Raw genomic sequence first — 16,347 nt, forward strand, 5'->3', positions numbered from 1 at the left:
CGCCTTAATTAAGGCTTGTATTTGGCTGGACAAAAAGGAAAATCGCAGGCTCACGGCCAAAATTATCAGTCAGGCAGCGTACATAGCCCTGCCGGAAGAAACCGTCGCGCTGTCACTCATGGGCTCCTCGCTAAAGCATCACGGCCTAGCACCAGAAAAAGTCGATGACTTCCACGTATTCCACCGCTATTCCGCAAACTTCCCGTGGCTTAATCACGCAGAGTGGTTTATTTCGCAGATGTACCGCTGGGGACAGTTAACAACACCCGTTAATATCGAAGAGACGGTAGCCGCAGTATATAAACCAGGCCTATTTCGCATTGCCGCGGCAGCAGTCGGCCTAGAGAGCCCCAGTATTGACCGCAAAACCGAGGGCAATTTACATGAAAAAATGATGTTGACGAAATCCCAACACATCGGTCCAAATCAATTTTTAGACGGCCAAATCATTAGCGTTGGTGGGATTATTAAATACTTGGAAAAGCAAAATCTTTCTAAGGCCGACATTCCCGCTCTTCGGCTCATCAATATACAAAAAGAGGTTTAAGCAGGCCCATGAAATTATTATTGATTGATATTGACGACGGCCGCGCCAATAAAATCGAACCAATTATTACTTGGGCAGGAATTGAGTTGATCATCATTAATGACAACACTGCCGATATTTATGCGTTGGTTGATGAGCTTCATCCAGAAATAATTTTAGTCGACACCGACTCCCCCAACCGCGACACCTTAGAGCATTTAGCACAACTTCAGAAAACCGCACCGCGCACAGTGATAAAATTAGACAACACTCGTTCAGAGGCTATCAATCGGCTCGCCGCAGAAGCCTGCATCAGCATTTACGCCATAGACGGTGTCCCCACCCAACTTTTGCAAGCCTTGATCGATATTGCCATAAGTTATTTTTATAGCATTGAGCTTTTACGCAACGAAGTCGAAAACATCAAACCCGCTACAGACGCGAGACAGACTCTAAATAAAGCCAAGAAATTTATTATGGATACTTATGGCTTAGCAGAAGAACAAGCCAGTGATCTGCTCAGCAAGAATGCCGACCGCCAGCGCCGTCCAGTTACTGAAGTAGCCCGGCAATTACTCGATACGGGATCTTTTATTTAAGTCGTGCATGCCCACATTTACACCCGCGAGCAGCGAAGGCTTTATGCTTGGGGTAAGACGGAAGGCGCAAAGAAATAACTCAAGCCGCCAACGGCCCGCTATGAAAGCGAAACTCCTCTTCTACCGTTTCGATTAAACGCCGCTCTTTTTCTCGAAAAAAATCAACTCGCGGCGCTATCGGCTCAACCGCATAACGCTCAGCCAATGCCAGATAGTCCTTAAAATGCCGCGCCTCAGACTTTAAAAGTGAGTTGTAGAAAGTGCCTAGCTCTGGGTCCAACAAGGGTGCAATTTTCGCGAATCGTTCGCAGGAGCGCGCTTCGATGAGCGCACCAATTATCAAAATATCCACTAATTTATGCGGGTCGCTGGTACGCGCCCCAGTGCGCAGCCCGTTGGCATAATTGGCAGAGGACAAGTGACGGTATTCAATGCCGCGCTTTTTCATTATTCCCATAACCTGCTCAAAATGGCGCAATTCCTCCCGCGCTAACTTTGACATTTTCATTAGCAAGTCGGGCTTATCCACATAGCGAAACATCAAGTTCAGGGCAGTCCCCGCCGCCTTTTTCTCGCAATTAGCGTGGTCTATCAGCATTTCCTCAGGGAAGCGCAGCGCGGCATCTACCCAGCCCTGGGGCGTTTCACAGGGAAGGAATTCAAGTATTTCACTGATATCGACAGACATAGTAAGGCGCATCCAATTCAAAGCTAGCCAAGAAAACCGGCGCAGTATAGCAAAATTAAGATGTATTTCAGGGCTAACGAGAACAATAAGGGCGCAGCAAACCCGAGCCTAAAGCTCGCGATGCAAATAGCGACCAATATAACGCTGATAATAAGCTTCTGACAGCAGATAGTGTTCGCGATCAATCATATCCCGCAGTGCCATTAAGGGTTCGCTGCGATATTCAGCATCGACACTAAAACCAAACTGGCCACAGTCGTTAATTTGCCCCGCGCCGGCTCGCAATAACTGGAAAAGCCAAATATACGGGCTTTTATGGGCAGGATAGCGAATTCGCTGAGTTTGCAGCTGCCACTCCAAGAGTTTGGCGTCGTTAATACGCAGCTTATTTTCCATTACCTGCACTAAAAATCCGTCCAAACGCTCGTCGATGATCTGTTTTTGGGCGTCACTATAACTATTCCAGTCGATCACCTCGTGACTATAACGCTTACAGCCACGGCACACCTCATCGCCCAGCGCCGTTGAACAAACGCCAATACACGGTGTAACCACTCGGGGACGCACAACAGCCAAACCAGACTCCCAATGAAAAACAGCAAATATAGGGCGTAAAGAGTAAGCCAGCACCATATACGCTGGCAAGGGTGGCAATTCACTTAACCTCTGTGTGGTTTTTCAGTATACTTGCAGCCCCCTATTTCGCATCGATGATGGGCATCGATAGCCCCGGCCCCGGCGATCCCGGCGGATACGGGTACCGAAACTGAAAAGAGGAGTTACACTGTGCTCGAAGCATATCGGAAACACGTCGACGAACGCGCCGCGCAAGGCATTGTTCCCCAGCCACTCAACGCTGAACAAGTCGCGGGCCTAATTGAATTGCTCAAAACGCCACCAGCTGGCGAGGAGGCATTCCTTGTTGACCTGATCTCCAACCGTGTACCGCCAGGTGTCGACGAAGCGGCTTATGTTAAAGCCGGCTTTCTGTCAGCCATCGTTAAAGGCGAAGCGAATAGCCCTCTTATCAGCAAAGAACTAGCCGTTAAACTGCTAGGGAATATGCACGGCGGCTATAATATCGTGACTCTGGTTGAGCTCCTCGACCACGCCGATCTTGCCAAATTGGCCGCAGAAGAGCTTAAGCACACGCTGCTTATGTTTGACGCCTTCCACGACGTAGAAGAAAAATCTAAAGCTGGTAACGCACTGGCTAAAGAAGTTATTCAAAGCTGGGCAGACGCAGAGTGGTTCACCAACCGCCCTGAAGTCGCTGAAAGCATTGTTAACACCGTATTTAAAGTCACCGGCGAAACTAATACCGATGACCTTTCACCAGCGCCAGACGCATGGTCACGCCCAGATATACCATTACACGCACTCGCCATGTTCAAAATGGAACGCGACGGCATTAAGCCCGACGTCCAAGGCAGTGTTGGCCCGCTTAAACTGATCGATAGCCTGAAAGAAAAAGGTCACCCCATCGCCTTCGTTGGCGATGTTGTTGGTACCGGTTCTTCACGCAAATCAGCGACCAACTCGGTATTGTGGTTCTTTGGCGACGATATGCCCGGCGTGCCTAATAAGCGCTCTGGCGGTATTTGTATCGGTAGCAAAGTCGCTCCAATCTTCTACAACACCATGGAAGATGCTGGCGCACTGGTCTTTGAGGCTCCCGTTGACGAACTGAGCATGGGCGACGTGATTGAAATCCGCCCCTACGACGGCGTGATTAAAAATGTTGAAACTGGCGCTACCCTGAGCACCTTCGAACTGAAGTCTCCAGTACTTCTCGATGAAGTTCGCGCTGGCGGCCGTATCAACCTGATCATCGGTCGTGGTCTAACCGCGAAAGCCCGTGAATCTTTGGGTCTGCCCACGTCTACCCTATTCCGTCTGCCTGAGCAGCCCGCAGACACTGGCAAAGGCTACACATTGGCGCAGAAAATGGTTGGTCGCGCCTGCGGTCTACCTGAGGGTAAAGGCATTCGCCCCGGCACATACTGCGAACCAAAGATGACCACTGTTGGTTCACAGGACACCACTGGCCCAATGACCCGCGACGAGCTGAAAGACTTGGCCTGCCTCGGTTTCTCTGCCGACCTGACCATGCAGTCCTTCTGTCACACGGCGGCTTACCCCAAGCCAATCGACATCGACACCCAGCACAACCTGCCAGACTTCATCATGACCCGTGGCGGTGTTTCACTGCGCCCAGGCGACGGTATTATCCACAGCTGGTTGAACCGCATGTTGCTGCCAGACACTGTTGGCACCGGCGGTGACTCCCACACCCGCTTCCCAATGGGTATTTCTTTCCCAGCAGGTTCAGGTTTGGTTGCTTTCGCTGCTGCCACCGGCGTTATGCCACTGGATATGCCTGAATCAGTATTGGTTCGCTTTAAGGGCAAAATGCAGCCTGGTATCACCCTGCGCGACTTGGTTCACGCCATTCCTTACCAAGCCATTAAAGAAGGTCACCTGACTGTTGAGAAAAAGGGCAAGAAGAACATCTTCTCTGGCCGTATTCTTGAAATCGAAGGCTTGGCTGGTCTGACTGTGGAGCAGGCATTTGAATTGTCTGACGCTTCTGCAGAGCGCTCTGCTGCTGGCTGTACCATTAAGCAAGGTATCCCAGAGATTTCTGAATACCTGCGTTCAAACATCACCCTGCTGCGCTGGATGGTAAGCGAAGGCTACGGTGACAAACGTACTCTAGAGCGCCGCGCTGCCAATATGGAAGCATGGCTGGCTAACCCAAGCCTACTCGAAGGCGATGCCGATGCCGAATACGCTGCGGTTATTGAAATCGACCTAGACCAGCTCAAAGAGCCCGTAGTTTGCTGCCCGAACGACCCAGACGACGCCAAGCTGTTATCTGAAGTTGCTGGCGACAAAGTAGACGAAGTCTTCATCGGTAGCTGTATGACTAACATCGGTCACTTCCGTGCCGCTGGTAAATTGTTAGATGCCAACAAAGGCAGCTTGTCCACCCGTTTGTGGTTATCTCCGCCAACCAAAATGGATCAGCACACTCTGATGGAAGAAGGCTACTACAATATCTTTGGCGCGGCTGGCGCACGCATGGAAATGCCGGGCTGCTCATTGTGCATGGGTAACCAAGCGCGTGTAGCGGACGGTGCTACCGTACTGTCCACATCCACTCGTAACTTCCCTAACCGCCTTGGTAATGGCGCCAATGTCTACCTAACCTCTGCCGAACTGGCATCGGTTGGCGCGATACTGGGCCGCCTGCCAACACCCGCTGAGTATATGGAATACTGTAAGGATCTGGATGCCATGTCTGGCGAGATTTATCGCTACATGAACTTCGACCAGATCGCGTCTTTCCAGAAAGGTGCGGAAGAAGGTAAGCGTATTGCTTCAGTAGAAATTACCGAAGTAAGCATGTAAGAACGATATAAGTCTTAGACTTAAGTCGTTTAGAGAGCCGCCTTCGGGCGGCTTTTTTGTGCCAGTAACATTATGCCGAGATTATATGTTTTTAGATTCATCACATGTCTTAGCGCACTGTATCGAATTTATGCGCATCAACTACGAGCTCGGCAAGCCCCCCTTTTGAGCTCGCCGAGCATCGCAGAAACTGAGCGGGGCCTTTAGCGAGCACTGTTTGAGCCGAAGGCGAGTTGCGCAGCGCCGCTCAGTTTTGAGAAGCACAGGGAACCCGAAGGGCGAGTGATGGGGTGTGCTTTTTCTTGCTTACTTCTTTTTCACACAAAAAAGAAGTAAGTCGCCCAGCAGGGCGAAAACCCCTCTAGCAGACAAGCCAATGTAAATTTTTATTCAGCGGCCTTCTTCAAAGCGCGCTTCTCTCCCCTACGCCGTGCAAAAAACGCCTGTAATGTCGCAGTTGCCTCATCGGCCATTACACCACCCACCCACTCAACGCGATGATTCATTTGCGGCTGATCAAATAACTGTAAATGGCTACACACGGCCCCGGCTTTTGGTTCCGCCGCGCCATACACCACCCGTTTAACACGACTGTGTATTATCGCACCCGCGCACATTGCACAGGGTTCAACGGTCACATAGAGAGTCGTATCAGGCAGGCGATAATTTTCTAAGGCCTGCGCGGCGCTACGCAGCGCCACAACTTCAGCGTGGGCGGTCGGATCGGCGCTGGATATCGGCTGATTAAAGCCCTCGGCAATGACGGCATTATCTTTCACGATAATCGCGCCGACCGGCACCTCATTCATTCCATCGGCCTGCTTCGCTAAAATTAAGGCAGCCCGCATCCAATGTTCATCAGAAAACTCAGGCATAAATACTGGGCCTTAATGGAACAATAATTCCCCTAAACGTAAACATCACTCCCCACCCCTATTTCGACAGACGATATCTCTAAAGACGCTATTTTAGTCTATTAATGACGGCACTGCCGCAGGCCAATACCTGACGGGAATCCGCTAAAACGCTGCGCCTATATCGATATAAAGCCCTACCCTACAAGCAATAGCAGATAAAGATCTAGGTAATGGATCGCAATCATTAGGATAAAGCATGTGGTGGCAACAATTAGCGTTGCGGGTTTTGCCCCGAAATTTCGCGCGTTGACCACCAAATACAGGCCAATAGAAAAACCTGCACAACTAGTCTAATCGTTAAAAAAGTCGGTGTCGTATCTGGAAATTGCTCCGGGTTTAAGAACATATGGATATTTGCGGGGGTAACTGCAATCGTTAGAACAAAGAGACAATTGCCCGCCAATTGGCGCCAGCGGGGCAACAAAATGCCGACCGCACCAAACAACTCAAAAATACCGCTTATGTATACTATGGGGTAATGCCAAGGTAGATAAGGCGGCATAATATTCGCAAAAAAATCAGCTGCCAAGAAATGGCCTAAACCGCCAAGGAAGAACCAAAGAAAAACAAACCCCAAGCCCAATTTTTTATACAAAGACAAAATCCCCACTCCTAGCGCAATAAATATATCCAATTTGGTTTAGAGTAAAACACAAGCCCAAAATCAATTCAGATAATCTTTGTAAGCCTGAACCCCAAAATAACGAATCGACTTTTTCTGCTTTATTTTTTTTGCGATCAAAACCTCACCGCAATATATTTTAAGCACCTGCTTATCCGTATTGGTGTCAACCTCATAGGAATGCGCGTCATTCTGCTGAAGGTTCTCGAACTCAGTCTTCATGATCAATATCACGTTGCTATACCCTTGCTAGATTTAGGTCAGCGAGCCAAGAGATCCTCCCCAAAGTAAGGTCGCAGGCCTGCATCGTTTTCTGCAGGCGGCGTACCTGCCGGATCATTCAGCCAGCGCCACATTCTTCGAATATCTATGGGGCCATTAACACAGGAGCGCCCGCCGTGCTGGTAGTAATTGTTTGCGCGCGGATCCATATAGATCATCTTACTTTCCATCTCGTCGAGGATGGATGCAAAGCGCCAATATCCATCATGACTCACTTCCACGCGGCTTTGATTATTTTCAATAAGCCCAGCAATGCAACGCAAGGAAAATTGTGCCACCAACTCTAATAGATCAACAACCGTAAATCCGCCAAAATTATTGGAATTGGGCCCGTAGCACATAAAGAGGTTGGGGAATTCCGGCACCATGGCGCCGAGATAGCCCCGCGGGCCGTCTTTCGCCCAAGCGTCTTCGATACGAAGGCCGCCACGACCACGAACTTCCATAGGCCAAAGATAATCGTTCGCTTTAAAGCCAGTAGCGAAGGTGATGACATCGAGCTCATGCTCAACACCGCCGGCGACAATGCCAGTAGGTGTTATTTTCTCGATTGAGTCGGTTACCAAGCTTACATTATCGCGCAACAGTGCGTCGAACAGGCTATTGTCCGAATCTACCCGAATCGGACGAGATGCCATGGGTGGAAAGTTTGGCGTCATTTTTTCTATAAGGTCGGGACGAGACGCCAGCTTACGCTTGATGAAACCAACACACATGTCGCGAGTCGCCTTGTTTAATGGACTCAAGGTATGCGGATCGTCAAAATCGGGGTCCACCATAATCGCGGGCTTAGAGGTATCGGGGTTAATCAGCGCACCAATACGAAAACGGACGTAATTACTGTAAAACGGAAAATTGCGATCTAACCACAAGGCCTGCGGTGGCAGCTTCTTAACGTAGGTTTCGTCCTCAATACACCAGTTGGGCTTTCTTTGAAAAAGGAAGGTGTGCGCCGCAGATTCGGCAATGACTGGCGTGGTCTGGTAGCCAGAGGCGCCTGAGCCAATCACCGCAACGCGTTTGCCCTTTATCTCCACCCCTTCCGGCCAAGTCGCGGTGTGGAAGGCATCACCTGCAAAGGAATCCATGCCCTCGATGTCCGGCAACTGCGGCCGCGAGAGAAAACCAACACAAGAGATTACGGCGTTAACCTCAAATACACGCGGGCCTGAAGGACCTTGTGCCTTCAGTGTCCAAATACCCGACTCGTCACCCCAATCCATGGAGACAACTTCGGTATTGAACTGGATGTCTTCCCGCACCGAGAAATTGTCGGCGACCCATTTAAAATATTCGAGATTCTCATCGCGGGGGCAATAACTGTGTTTGTATGGGTAGTCGTAGCTAAAAAGATGGGTGTAACCTCGGCTGGAGGTATCTACCCGGGCTCCGGGATAACGATTCTCATACCAAGAGCCACCGACCTCTGGGTTTTTTTCAATGACAACGAAGGGGATGCCCGCCCGCTTTAGCTGCACAGCGACATTTAGACCGGTGATCCCGGTACCGATAACGGCCACCTTGAAATTACCCGCACCTCTTGGCGGCTTGCCACCTTTCCAACGCACGCCTCTCGCCCAGCGATCAAAGGCGGCTTCTTCTTGCCAAATATGCAGCTCATGCTCAGGGATATCATGACCAGCGGTAAGCGAGAGGCTCTTATGAAGACGTCCTTCTGGGCCGATATCGATTTCGTCCGCGCCGCTATCGCGAAGCTTTTTCAGATAGGCCGCCGCCTTGGCTTTTATTAAATCAGCGTCAGCCTCATTGGCCATCTCCTTTCCAGTACCGAACTTAGTCGACGTTCCTGGCGGCATAGCAAAAACGTCGGTATCACCAGTCAATTGATAAAGTAAGCCTCGTAAAACCATCGGAGAGGAATACTTTATTGCGTCGTCTATTTCCGCATCACTTGCCGAAAAAAGTTCATCTGAAATATTCATGTAAGCCTGCCCTTTCGCGCTATTTTTATTAACGAATTAGACGCACCTTAGTCGGTTTTAGGGGCTTGTTACAGACTTATACGAAGTCCCAAGCGCAAATTCTTAATTACGCACCTAAATACATATATACGGATCAGCACGCTAAAATATTCCCAAAAAGCGCCTTTGCAAGCCTAGTTTCGGCGTAGTCAATTGACTAAGGAACGCACACAAAAAACCCATCTTTTACGATGGGCTTTAAGTTAACTACTTGCTAAATGATCGGGGAGATTATTCCCACTCAATGGTCGCTGGTGGCTTGCTGCTCACATCGTAAGCGACTCGCGAGACCTGCTTAATCTCATTAATGATACGATTCGAGACGGTTTCTAATAGCTCATAGGGCAGGTGCGCCCAGCGTGCGGTCATAAAATCGATAGTCTCTACCGCGCGCAATGCAATAACGTACTCGTAGCGACGGGCATCCCCCACTACACCAACCGATTTCACCGGCAGGAATACCGCAAAGGCTTGGCTGGTTTTATGGTACCAATCGGCGCGGTGCAGTTCTTCTAAGAAAATGGCGTCGGCTTCGCGAAGAATATCGGCGTATTCTTTTTTCACTTCACCCAAAATCCGCACCCCCAAACCCGGGCCAGGGAAAGGATGACGATAGACCATATCGTAAGGTAGCCCCAGCTCGAGGCCAATACGGCGCACTTCGTCTTTAAACAACTCACGCAGTGGCTCAACCAAATCCATGGCCATGTCGTCTGGCAGACCACCGACATTGTGGTGGGATTTAATGACGTGGGCTTTGCCCGTTTTAGAGGCCGCAGATTCAATGACGTCGGGATAAATTGTACCCTGCGCAAGGAAGTTTACGTCCTTTAGTTTTGTTGCTTCTTGATCGAAAATTTCAATAAAGGTATTACCGATCGATTTACGTTTTTTCTCAGGATCGGCTTCGCCAGCAAGCTTGCTTAGAAACGCTTCTTCGGCATCGACGCGAATAACCTTCACGCCCATGTTCTTGGCGAACATTTCCATCACCTGATCGCCTTCGTTTTTACGAAGCAGGCCGTTATCAACGAACACACAGGTCAGTTGGGTGCCGATCGCCTTGTGCAGCAAAGCCGCGACGACCGAGCTATCGACGCCACCGGACAGGCCAAGCAATACTTTTTGCGAGCCGACTTGAGCCCGTACCTTCGCAATCGCGTCTTCAACAATATTGGCAGGCGTCCACAGCGCTTCACAGCCACACAGTTTCAGCACAAAATGCTCAAAAATGCGCTGGCCTTGCAGGGTGTGAGTCACTTCGGGGTGGAACTGAACACCGTAGAACTTCTTGGCTTCGCACTGCATTGCGGCAATTGGGCAAGATGGCGTAGAGGCTAAAACTTCAAAGCCCTCAGGCAGACGAATAACTTTATCGCCATGGCTCATCCACACATCCAGCAGCGCCTTGCCGTCTTTGCTGTCGATATGGTCGGCGATATCAGCGGTTAACGCGCCAGCCGTTTCCAGCTTTATTTGCGCATAGCCAAACTCGTGAACAGGTGAACCTTCAACCTTGCCACCCATTTGCTCCGCCATGGTCTGCATGCCATAGCAAATGCCCAACACCGGCACGCCAAGCTCGAATACTAATTGCGGTGCCCGCGGGGAATCGGCTTCCGTTACCGACTCCGGGCCACCCGCCAAAATAAAGCCAGAAGGCTTGAATTCGTTAATATCGTCATCACTAATATCGAAGGCGCGAATCTCGCAATACACACCAATTTCACGAATACGCCGCGCAATCAACTGCGTGTATTGGGAGCCGAAATCGAGTATTAATATACGGTGGGCGTGAATATCTGGGATTGACACGGCAACTCTCTCAACAAGGTTCACGACAAATGTGAACATAAATAAAACAGCAAACCCGCTGCAATAGCGGGTTTGTTAATTCAAAAATAAACGACCACGATTTATTAGGTCGGGTAATTTGGCGCTTCTTTGGTGATGCTTACGTCATGAACATGGCTTTCATTCATACCAGCCGAGGTCACCCGCACAAATTCTGGATTATTACGCATCTCTTCTATATTAAGACTACCGGTGTAACCCATTGCAGAGCGCAAGCCGCCCATCAACTGATGAACAATTGCTGCTAGTGGGCCTTTGTAGGCAACGCGGCCTTCAATGCCTTCTGGCACAAGTTTCTCGGCGCCGTCGTCCGCACTTTGGAAATAGCGGTCACTCGAGCCTTGAGTTTTGGTCATCGCGCCCAGAGACCCCATGCCACGGTAGGACTTGTAGGTACGGCCTTGGAATAACTCAACTTCGCCCGGCGCTTCTTCAGTACCAGCGAACATCGAGCCCATCATAATGCAGTTTGCACCGGCAACCACAGCCTTAGACAAGTCACCGGAGAAGCGAATACCGCCATCGGCGATCAATGGCACCCCGGTGCCTTTAAGCGCCTCGGCGACATTAGCAATGGCGCTTATTTGCGGAACACCAACACCAGTAACAATACGCGTAGTACAAATAGAACCAGGACCGATACCGACCTTTACCGCATCGGCGCCGGCTTCGAGCAGGGCCAAAGCCGCTGCGCCAGTCGCAATATTGCCGCCAATCACATCAACCTGCGGGTATTTCTCTTTAATCCAGCGCACCCTATTCAATACGTTCATGGAGTGACCGTGAGCGGTATCCACCACCAGCACATCGACACCAGCAGCCACCAGTGCGGCAACCCGATCATCAGTGTCCGCGCTGGTACCAACCGATGCGCCGACCCGCAATTGCCCCTGACTGTCTTTACAAGCATGTGGGTAGGTCTGGGCGTTGTTCATGTCTTTAACGGTGATCATGCCGGTTAATTTAAAATCGTCATTAACCACCAAAACTTTTTCAATACGGTGGCGGTGCAGTAGCTCTCTTGCCACCGCCATATCGACACCCTCTTTAACCGTGACCAGTTTTTCCTTAGGGGTCATCATGCTGGCGACTGGGACGTTTAATTCTTCTTGAAAGCGCACATCGCGGCTGGTGACAATACCGACTAGCTCGCCTTTATCAAGTACCGGAACACCAGAGATTTTGTGACGACGACGCAGTTCGAACAGCTCGCTAAGCGGCGCACTCGCCTCGATAGTAATGGGGTCTTTAACGATGCCGCTTTCGTGCTTTTTAACGGCGCGCACTTCTTGCGCTTGCTGAGCAATCGTCATACTTTTATGAATAATGCCAATCCCGCCTTCCTGTGCAAGGGCAATTGCCAGCGCACTTTCAGTGACGGTATCCATTGCGGCAGACACAAGGGGAATATTCAGCGAGATATTACGGGTCAGCTGAGTTTTTAGGCTAACGTCTTTGGCGGTAACCTCGGAGTAACCTGGGAGCAGAAGAACATCATCAAAAGTGAGCGCTTCTTGGGCAATACGTAGCATAAATAGATTCCAATGCCGGTGGCTAGAATCCTCGCAATTTTAAGCGATGGGCGACACTTAGTAAACCGATTCTTGGCGAACTGGCCACTATATCTTGCTACAATAGGGCCATGACTACACAAGAACCGCCACAAACCCTCTCTGTCAGCCAATTAAACGGTCTGGCAAAACAATTGCTAGAAGACTGCTTTGCTCAGGTCAATGTCAGCGGCGAACTGTCGACCTTGTCGCGCCCCAGCTCCGGCCACTGGTATTTCACCCTAAAAGACGACCGCGCCCAAATTCGCTGCGCCTTTTTCAAGGGTAAAAATATGCGGGTTAACTTTAATCCCGAACCGGGCCAACAGGTCACTGTGCGGGGCAAGGTTAGCCTCTATGAAGGCCGTGGCGACTACCAATTGATTGTCGACAGCATGCAGCAAGCGGGTGCTGGGGCATTGGCTTTAGCCTTTGAAAAACTAAAGCAAGAGCTCTTGGCAGCTGGCTGGTTTGATCCCGAGCATAAAAAGCCACTGCCGAGCACAATCAAGCACGTCGCCGTGGTCACCTCCCCCACCGGCGCGGCTATTCACGATATTTTATCGGTATTTAAACGTCGCTGGCCGGCGATGCAAATCAGCGTATTACCGGTTTTAGTGCAGGGCACCAATGCCGCGGGCCAAATCGCCAATGCCATTGCCCAAGCTAATCACTGGGCGCGCACTAAGCAGCAAGATTTTGACGTAATACTAGTATCCCGTGGCGGCGGCTCCCTAGAGGACCTATGGCCCTTTAATGAGCATATTGTTGCGGCCGCGATCCACGACTCAGAATTACCGGTTATCAGCGCCGTTGGTCACGAGGTTGATTTCAGTATTAGCGATTTTGTCGCCGATATTCGCGCTGCCACGCCGTCTGCCGCTGCGGAGTTATTAAGCCCAGATCAAGCGGAACTGGTGTCTAAACTGCATTTACTCAAGGGCAGACTCACTAAAGCCCAGCAACTGCGGCTGCGTCGCTGGCAGGAGCAATTACAGTCTTTGACCCGCCGGGTCCGCGACCCACGCAGCCAGTTGCGCGAGCAAAGCCAGCGCCTCGACGATTTAGAACTGCGTCTACAACGCCAGTGGCAGCAGAGTCAGCGCCGCCGCCAGCAGCGCCTCGCCGCCGCCAATCAGCAGCTGGCTTTACTAAATCCCCAGCGCCAGTTGAGCAATAAGCTCCGAGATCTTGCCCAATTGCGTAAACGGATGCTAAACGCCATGCAGCAAAACCTAAAACAAAGTAAAGCGGCCAGCCTCAGTCTCGAGCAACAACTTCGCCATCTTGGCCCAGAGCAAACCTTGAATAGAGGTTATTCTATTATTCAAGACAATAAAGGTCAGATAATTAGTCGCGCTGATAAACTCAGTGTGGGGCAGAAATTAACGGCGCAGTTTTCTCAGGGGACTGCAGATTTAGAGGTTAATTCGACAACGGGGAAAAAGTTATTTAGCGTACCTTGATAAGGTAATGAATGACGACCGAAGGCAACAACTGGCCTTCGGCACACTAAACGTCAATCAGTAGCTTTCAGGCAGCTTGCGCTTAATGATGATATGACGTCCTTCAACATCGATATACTCACCGATAGTCAGGTCTTTCAATATCCGCGCCACCATTTCACGAGATGAACCCACGCGATCAGCAATTTCTTGCTGGGTCAGCTTCTCATCTATTCGCATAGCGCCATCTTCGCCGACGGGCTGAGCCAGATTCGTCAGCACCTTAACGACCCGACCGTAGACATCCTGCAAAGCTAAACTTTTTACGTCATTGGTGAGTTTGCGAATACGGCGGGTTAAGTTTTTATTGAGGATACGGGTGATATTAGGGTGCATATCTAGGATAGCTTTGAAATCTTCCTTGTAAACGATCCGCACTTTGGTGGGCTCCATGGCGCGCACTGATGCTGACCGTTTGTCGTCATCGAGCAGAGCTAATTCGCCAAAGTAATCGCCGTCTTCAAGAATATTGAGCACGAAGTCTTTGCCGCTTTTATCACTGCAATAGACTTTAACGCGGCCGGATTCGACCACATACAGTGAGTCAGCGACATCGCCCTCGTGAATCAAAACCGTGTTTTTGGCGAAGTCCCGCAACACGCTGGTGTCGCGTAAAATTTGGATCTCTTCCGGCATCAGGCCGTCAAATAAATCGACGTTTTCGATACTCATTACCACATTCCCCAAGGACGATAAAACGTTGAGGTAACTATAGCATAGTTGCGTAAGTGACTGTCTAGACGGGGTTTACGCTAGACGTCGGAAGTCGGATGTCGGAAACCTAAATATGAACTCTGCACACGTCCGACGCCAGACGTCCGACATCAGACCTATTCAGGCCGCATATGCGGAAACAGCAACACATCCCGAATCGACGGTGAGTCGGTAAACAGCATCACCAAGCGATCGATACCGATCCCCTCACCTGCGGTTGGCGGCAGGCCGTATTCCAGTGCCGCGATATAATCAGCGTCGTAATGCATGGCCTCGTCGTCACCGCCATCTTTCTCAGCGACTTGCGCCATAAAACGCTCTGCCTGATCTTCCGGATCGTTAAGCTCTGAGAAGCCGTTAGCCAATTCGCGGCCGCCAACGAAGAATTCAAATCGATCGGTCACGAAGGGGTTACCATCGCTGCGGCGTGCCAGTGGCGAAACTTCCGTGGGGTATTCGGTAATGAAGGTCGGCTGATCAAGCTTGTGCTCAACAGTCTCTTCAAAAATCTCAATCTGGATTTTACCCAAGCCCCAAGTGTCTTTCACTTTTACACCTAGCTTTACCGCGATTTCAGTGGCCTGAGCCATATCGCTGAGTTGCTCGGCAGTGATGTCGGGGTTGTATTGCAACACTGAATCGAACACCGATAGGCGAGTAAACGGTTTGCCGAAGTCGTATTCACTGCCTTGATAAGTAATGGTCGTCGTACCCAAGACTTCCTCAGCGGTATTGCGCAACATAGCTTCAGTCAGGTCCATCATGTCTTTGTAATCGGCATAGGCTTGATAGAATTCGATCATGGTGAATTCTGGGTTATGTCGAGTAGAAAGCCCTTCGTTGCGGAAGTTACGGTTAATTTCAAACACCCGCTCTATGCCGCCAACGACTAGGCGCTTCAAATAAAGCTCGGGGGCAATCCGCAGATACATATCCATGCTCAGGGCATTGTGGTGTGTCACGAAGGGACGAGCGCTAGCGCCACCAGGTATCACCTGCATCATTGGGGTTTCAACTTCGACAAAGTCTTTTTGCTGCAAGAAATTGCGGATAGAGCTGATCATTTTTGAGCGAATCGCAAAGGTACGGCGCGAAGTTTCGTTCATGATCAAATCGACATAACGCTGGCGATAGCGCGTTTCTTGATCCGTCAGACCGTGAAATTTATCCGGCAACGGTCGTAAGGACTTAGTCAGTAACGAGGTCTCGGTCATATTAACGTAGAGATCGCCCTTGCCCGATTTATGTACTGGGCCAGACGCGGAAATAATATCACCGATATCCCACGTTTTAATTTCTTCGATCAACTCCGCTGGCAATAACTTTTTATCGACATAAACCTGAATGCGACCGGTCATATCTTGCAATACCATAAACGGACCGCGTTTGGCCATAATACGACCAGCGATACTGGCCTGACGCCCCAACACTTCCAGCTCTTCTTTACCCTTTTCCGACAGCTCGTCTTGCAAGCGCTGGGCGTAGTCTTCACGACGAAAATGATTAGGGAAGGCATTGCGTTTTTCGCGAATCGCGGTCAACTTGGCACGACGCTCGGCAATCAAGCGGTTCTCTTCCTGGGCCTGTTCTACTTCGTTGTGATTCTCAGACATTTTTAGTTCCTGGGTCGGGCGCCGGAGGTCTGACGTCGGACGTATTAAAAGCAGCGCGCTGCTTATTTGTATTTAAAAAAC

At 50.3% G+C, this 16,347-nt stretch carries 13 protein-coding genes and 1 pseudogene; 4 read left to right on the forward strand and 10 right to left on the reverse strand.

Annotated features, from left to right (window positions below; all coding sequences use genetic code 11):
• Together ABYT30_RS00005 and ABYT30_RS00010 are read left to right on the forward strand one after the other, a co-directional pair.
• Positions 1–547 (forward strand): annotated as a pseudogene (locus ABYT30_RS00005) (nitrate ABC transporter substrate-binding protein); the annotation flags it as partial.
• 8 nt (positions 548–555) lie between these two features.
• A complete protein-coding gene (locus ABYT30_RS00010) occupies positions 556–1,125 on the forward strand; it encodes an ANTAR domain-containing response regulator (RefSeq protein ID WP_373082994.1) in 570 nt (189 codons plus the stop codon).
• A gap of 79 nt (positions 1,126–1,204) precedes the next feature.
• Here ABYT30_RS00010 and ABYT30_RS00015 read toward each other — a convergent pair whose 3' ends face one another.
• Together ABYT30_RS00015 and ABYT30_RS00020 are read right to left on the reverse strand one after the other, a co-directional pair.
• Positions 1,205–1,813 carry a tRNA-(ms[2]io[6]A)-hydroxylase gene (locus tag ABYT30_RS00015; protein ID WP_373082996.1) on the reverse strand — a complete coding sequence of 203 codons (609 nt, stop codon included), beginning with the start codon at positions 1,811–1,813 and terminating at the stop codon, positions 1,205–1,207.
• 108 nt (positions 1,814–1,921) lie between these two features.
• Positions 1,922–2,380, reverse strand: coding sequence for a DUF1289 domain-containing protein (locus ABYT30_RS00020; protein ID WP_373083004.1), 459 nt, complete (start codon positions 2,378–2,380; stop codon positions 1,922–1,924).
• 219 nt (positions 2,381–2,599) lie between these two features.
• On the opposite strand from ABYT30_RS00020, the gene acnB reads away from it, so the two are divergent.
• The gene (gene acnB / locus ABYT30_RS00025; protein WP_373082998.1) at positions 2,600–5,227 is read left to right on the forward strand and encodes a bifunctional aconitate hydratase 2/2-methylisocitrate dehydratase; all 2,628 of its coding nucleotides are present in this window, start codon (positions 2,600–2,602) and stop codon (positions 5,225–5,227) included.
• 386 nt (positions 5,228–5,613) lie between these two features.
• Here the strand turns inward: acnB and tadA are convergent, their stop codons facing one another.
• The 6 genes from tadA to guaB all read right to left on the reverse strand — a co-directional run bounded on the left by tadA (position 5,614) and on the right by guaB (position 12,416).
• On the reverse strand, positions 5,614–6,102 hold the full coding sequence (gene tadA / locus ABYT30_RS00030) for a tRNA adenosine(34) deaminase TadA (RefSeq protein WP_373082999.1): 489 nt from the start codon (positions 6,100–6,102) through the stop codon (positions 5,614–5,616).
• 253 nt (positions 6,103–6,355) lie between these two features.
• Positions 6,356–6,745, reverse strand: a complete 390-nt coding sequence (locus ABYT30_RS00035) for a hypothetical protein (protein ID WP_373083001.1) — start codon at positions 6,743–6,745, stop codon at positions 6,356–6,358.
• 63 nt (positions 6,746–6,808) lie between these two features.
• The gene (locus tag ABYT30_RS00040; protein ID WP_373083002.1) at positions 6,809–6,988 is read right to left on the reverse strand and encodes a hypothetical protein; all 180 of its coding nucleotides are present in this window, start codon (positions 6,986–6,988) and stop codon (positions 6,809–6,811) included.
• 38 nt (positions 6,989–7,026) lie between these two features.
• The gene (locus ABYT30_RS00045; protein ID WP_373083003.1) at positions 7,027–8,991 is read right to left on the reverse strand and encodes a flavin-containing monooxygenase; all 1,965 of its coding nucleotides are present in this window, start codon (positions 8,989–8,991) and stop codon (positions 7,027–7,029) included.
• A gap of 270 nt (positions 8,992–9,261) precedes the next feature.
• Positions 9,262–10,845 (reverse strand): glutamine-hydrolyzing GMP synthase, encoded by a 1,584-nt coding sequence (gene guaA / locus ABYT30_RS00050; protein WP_373094813.1) that lies wholly within the window; start codon positions 10,843–10,845, stop codon positions 9,262–9,264.
• 104 nt (positions 10,846–10,949) lie between these two features.
• Positions 10,950–12,416 (reverse strand): IMP dehydrogenase, encoded by a 1,467-nt coding sequence (gene guaB / locus ABYT30_RS00055; protein WP_373083442.1) that lies wholly within the window; start codon positions 12,414–12,416, stop codon positions 10,950–10,952.
• A gap of 110 nt (positions 12,417–12,526) precedes the next feature.
• Here guaB and xseA point away from each other — a divergent pair, with 110 nt between their 5' ends.
• Positions 12,527–13,900 (forward strand): exodeoxyribonuclease VII large subunit, encoded by a 1,374-nt coding sequence (xseA, locus tag ABYT30_RS00060; RefSeq protein ID WP_373094816.1) that lies wholly within the window; start codon positions 12,527–12,529, stop codon positions 13,898–13,900.
• Positions 13,901–13,957: 57 nt separating this feature from the next.
• Here xseA and ABYT30_RS00065 read toward each other — a convergent pair whose 3' ends face one another.
• Complete coding sequence (locus ABYT30_RS00065) at positions 13,958–14,611, reverse strand: Crp/Fnr family transcriptional regulator (RefSeq protein ID WP_373083440.1); 654 nt, start codon at positions 14,609–14,611, stop codon at positions 13,958–13,960.
• Between the two features lie 158 nt (positions 14,612–14,769).
• Complete coding sequence (lysS, locus tag ABYT30_RS00070) at positions 14,770–16,266, reverse strand: lysine--tRNA ligase (protein WP_373094818.1); 1,497 nt, start codon at positions 16,264–16,266, stop codon at positions 14,770–14,772.
• Positions 16,267–16,347 lie beyond the last annotated feature (81 nt).

Origin of the sequence: Zhongshania sp. (assembly GCF_041623545.1) — a bacterium.
In the GTDB taxonomy this organism is placed as follows: domain Bacteria; phylum Pseudomonadota; class Gammaproteobacteria; order Pseudomonadales; family Spongiibacteraceae; genus Spongiibacter.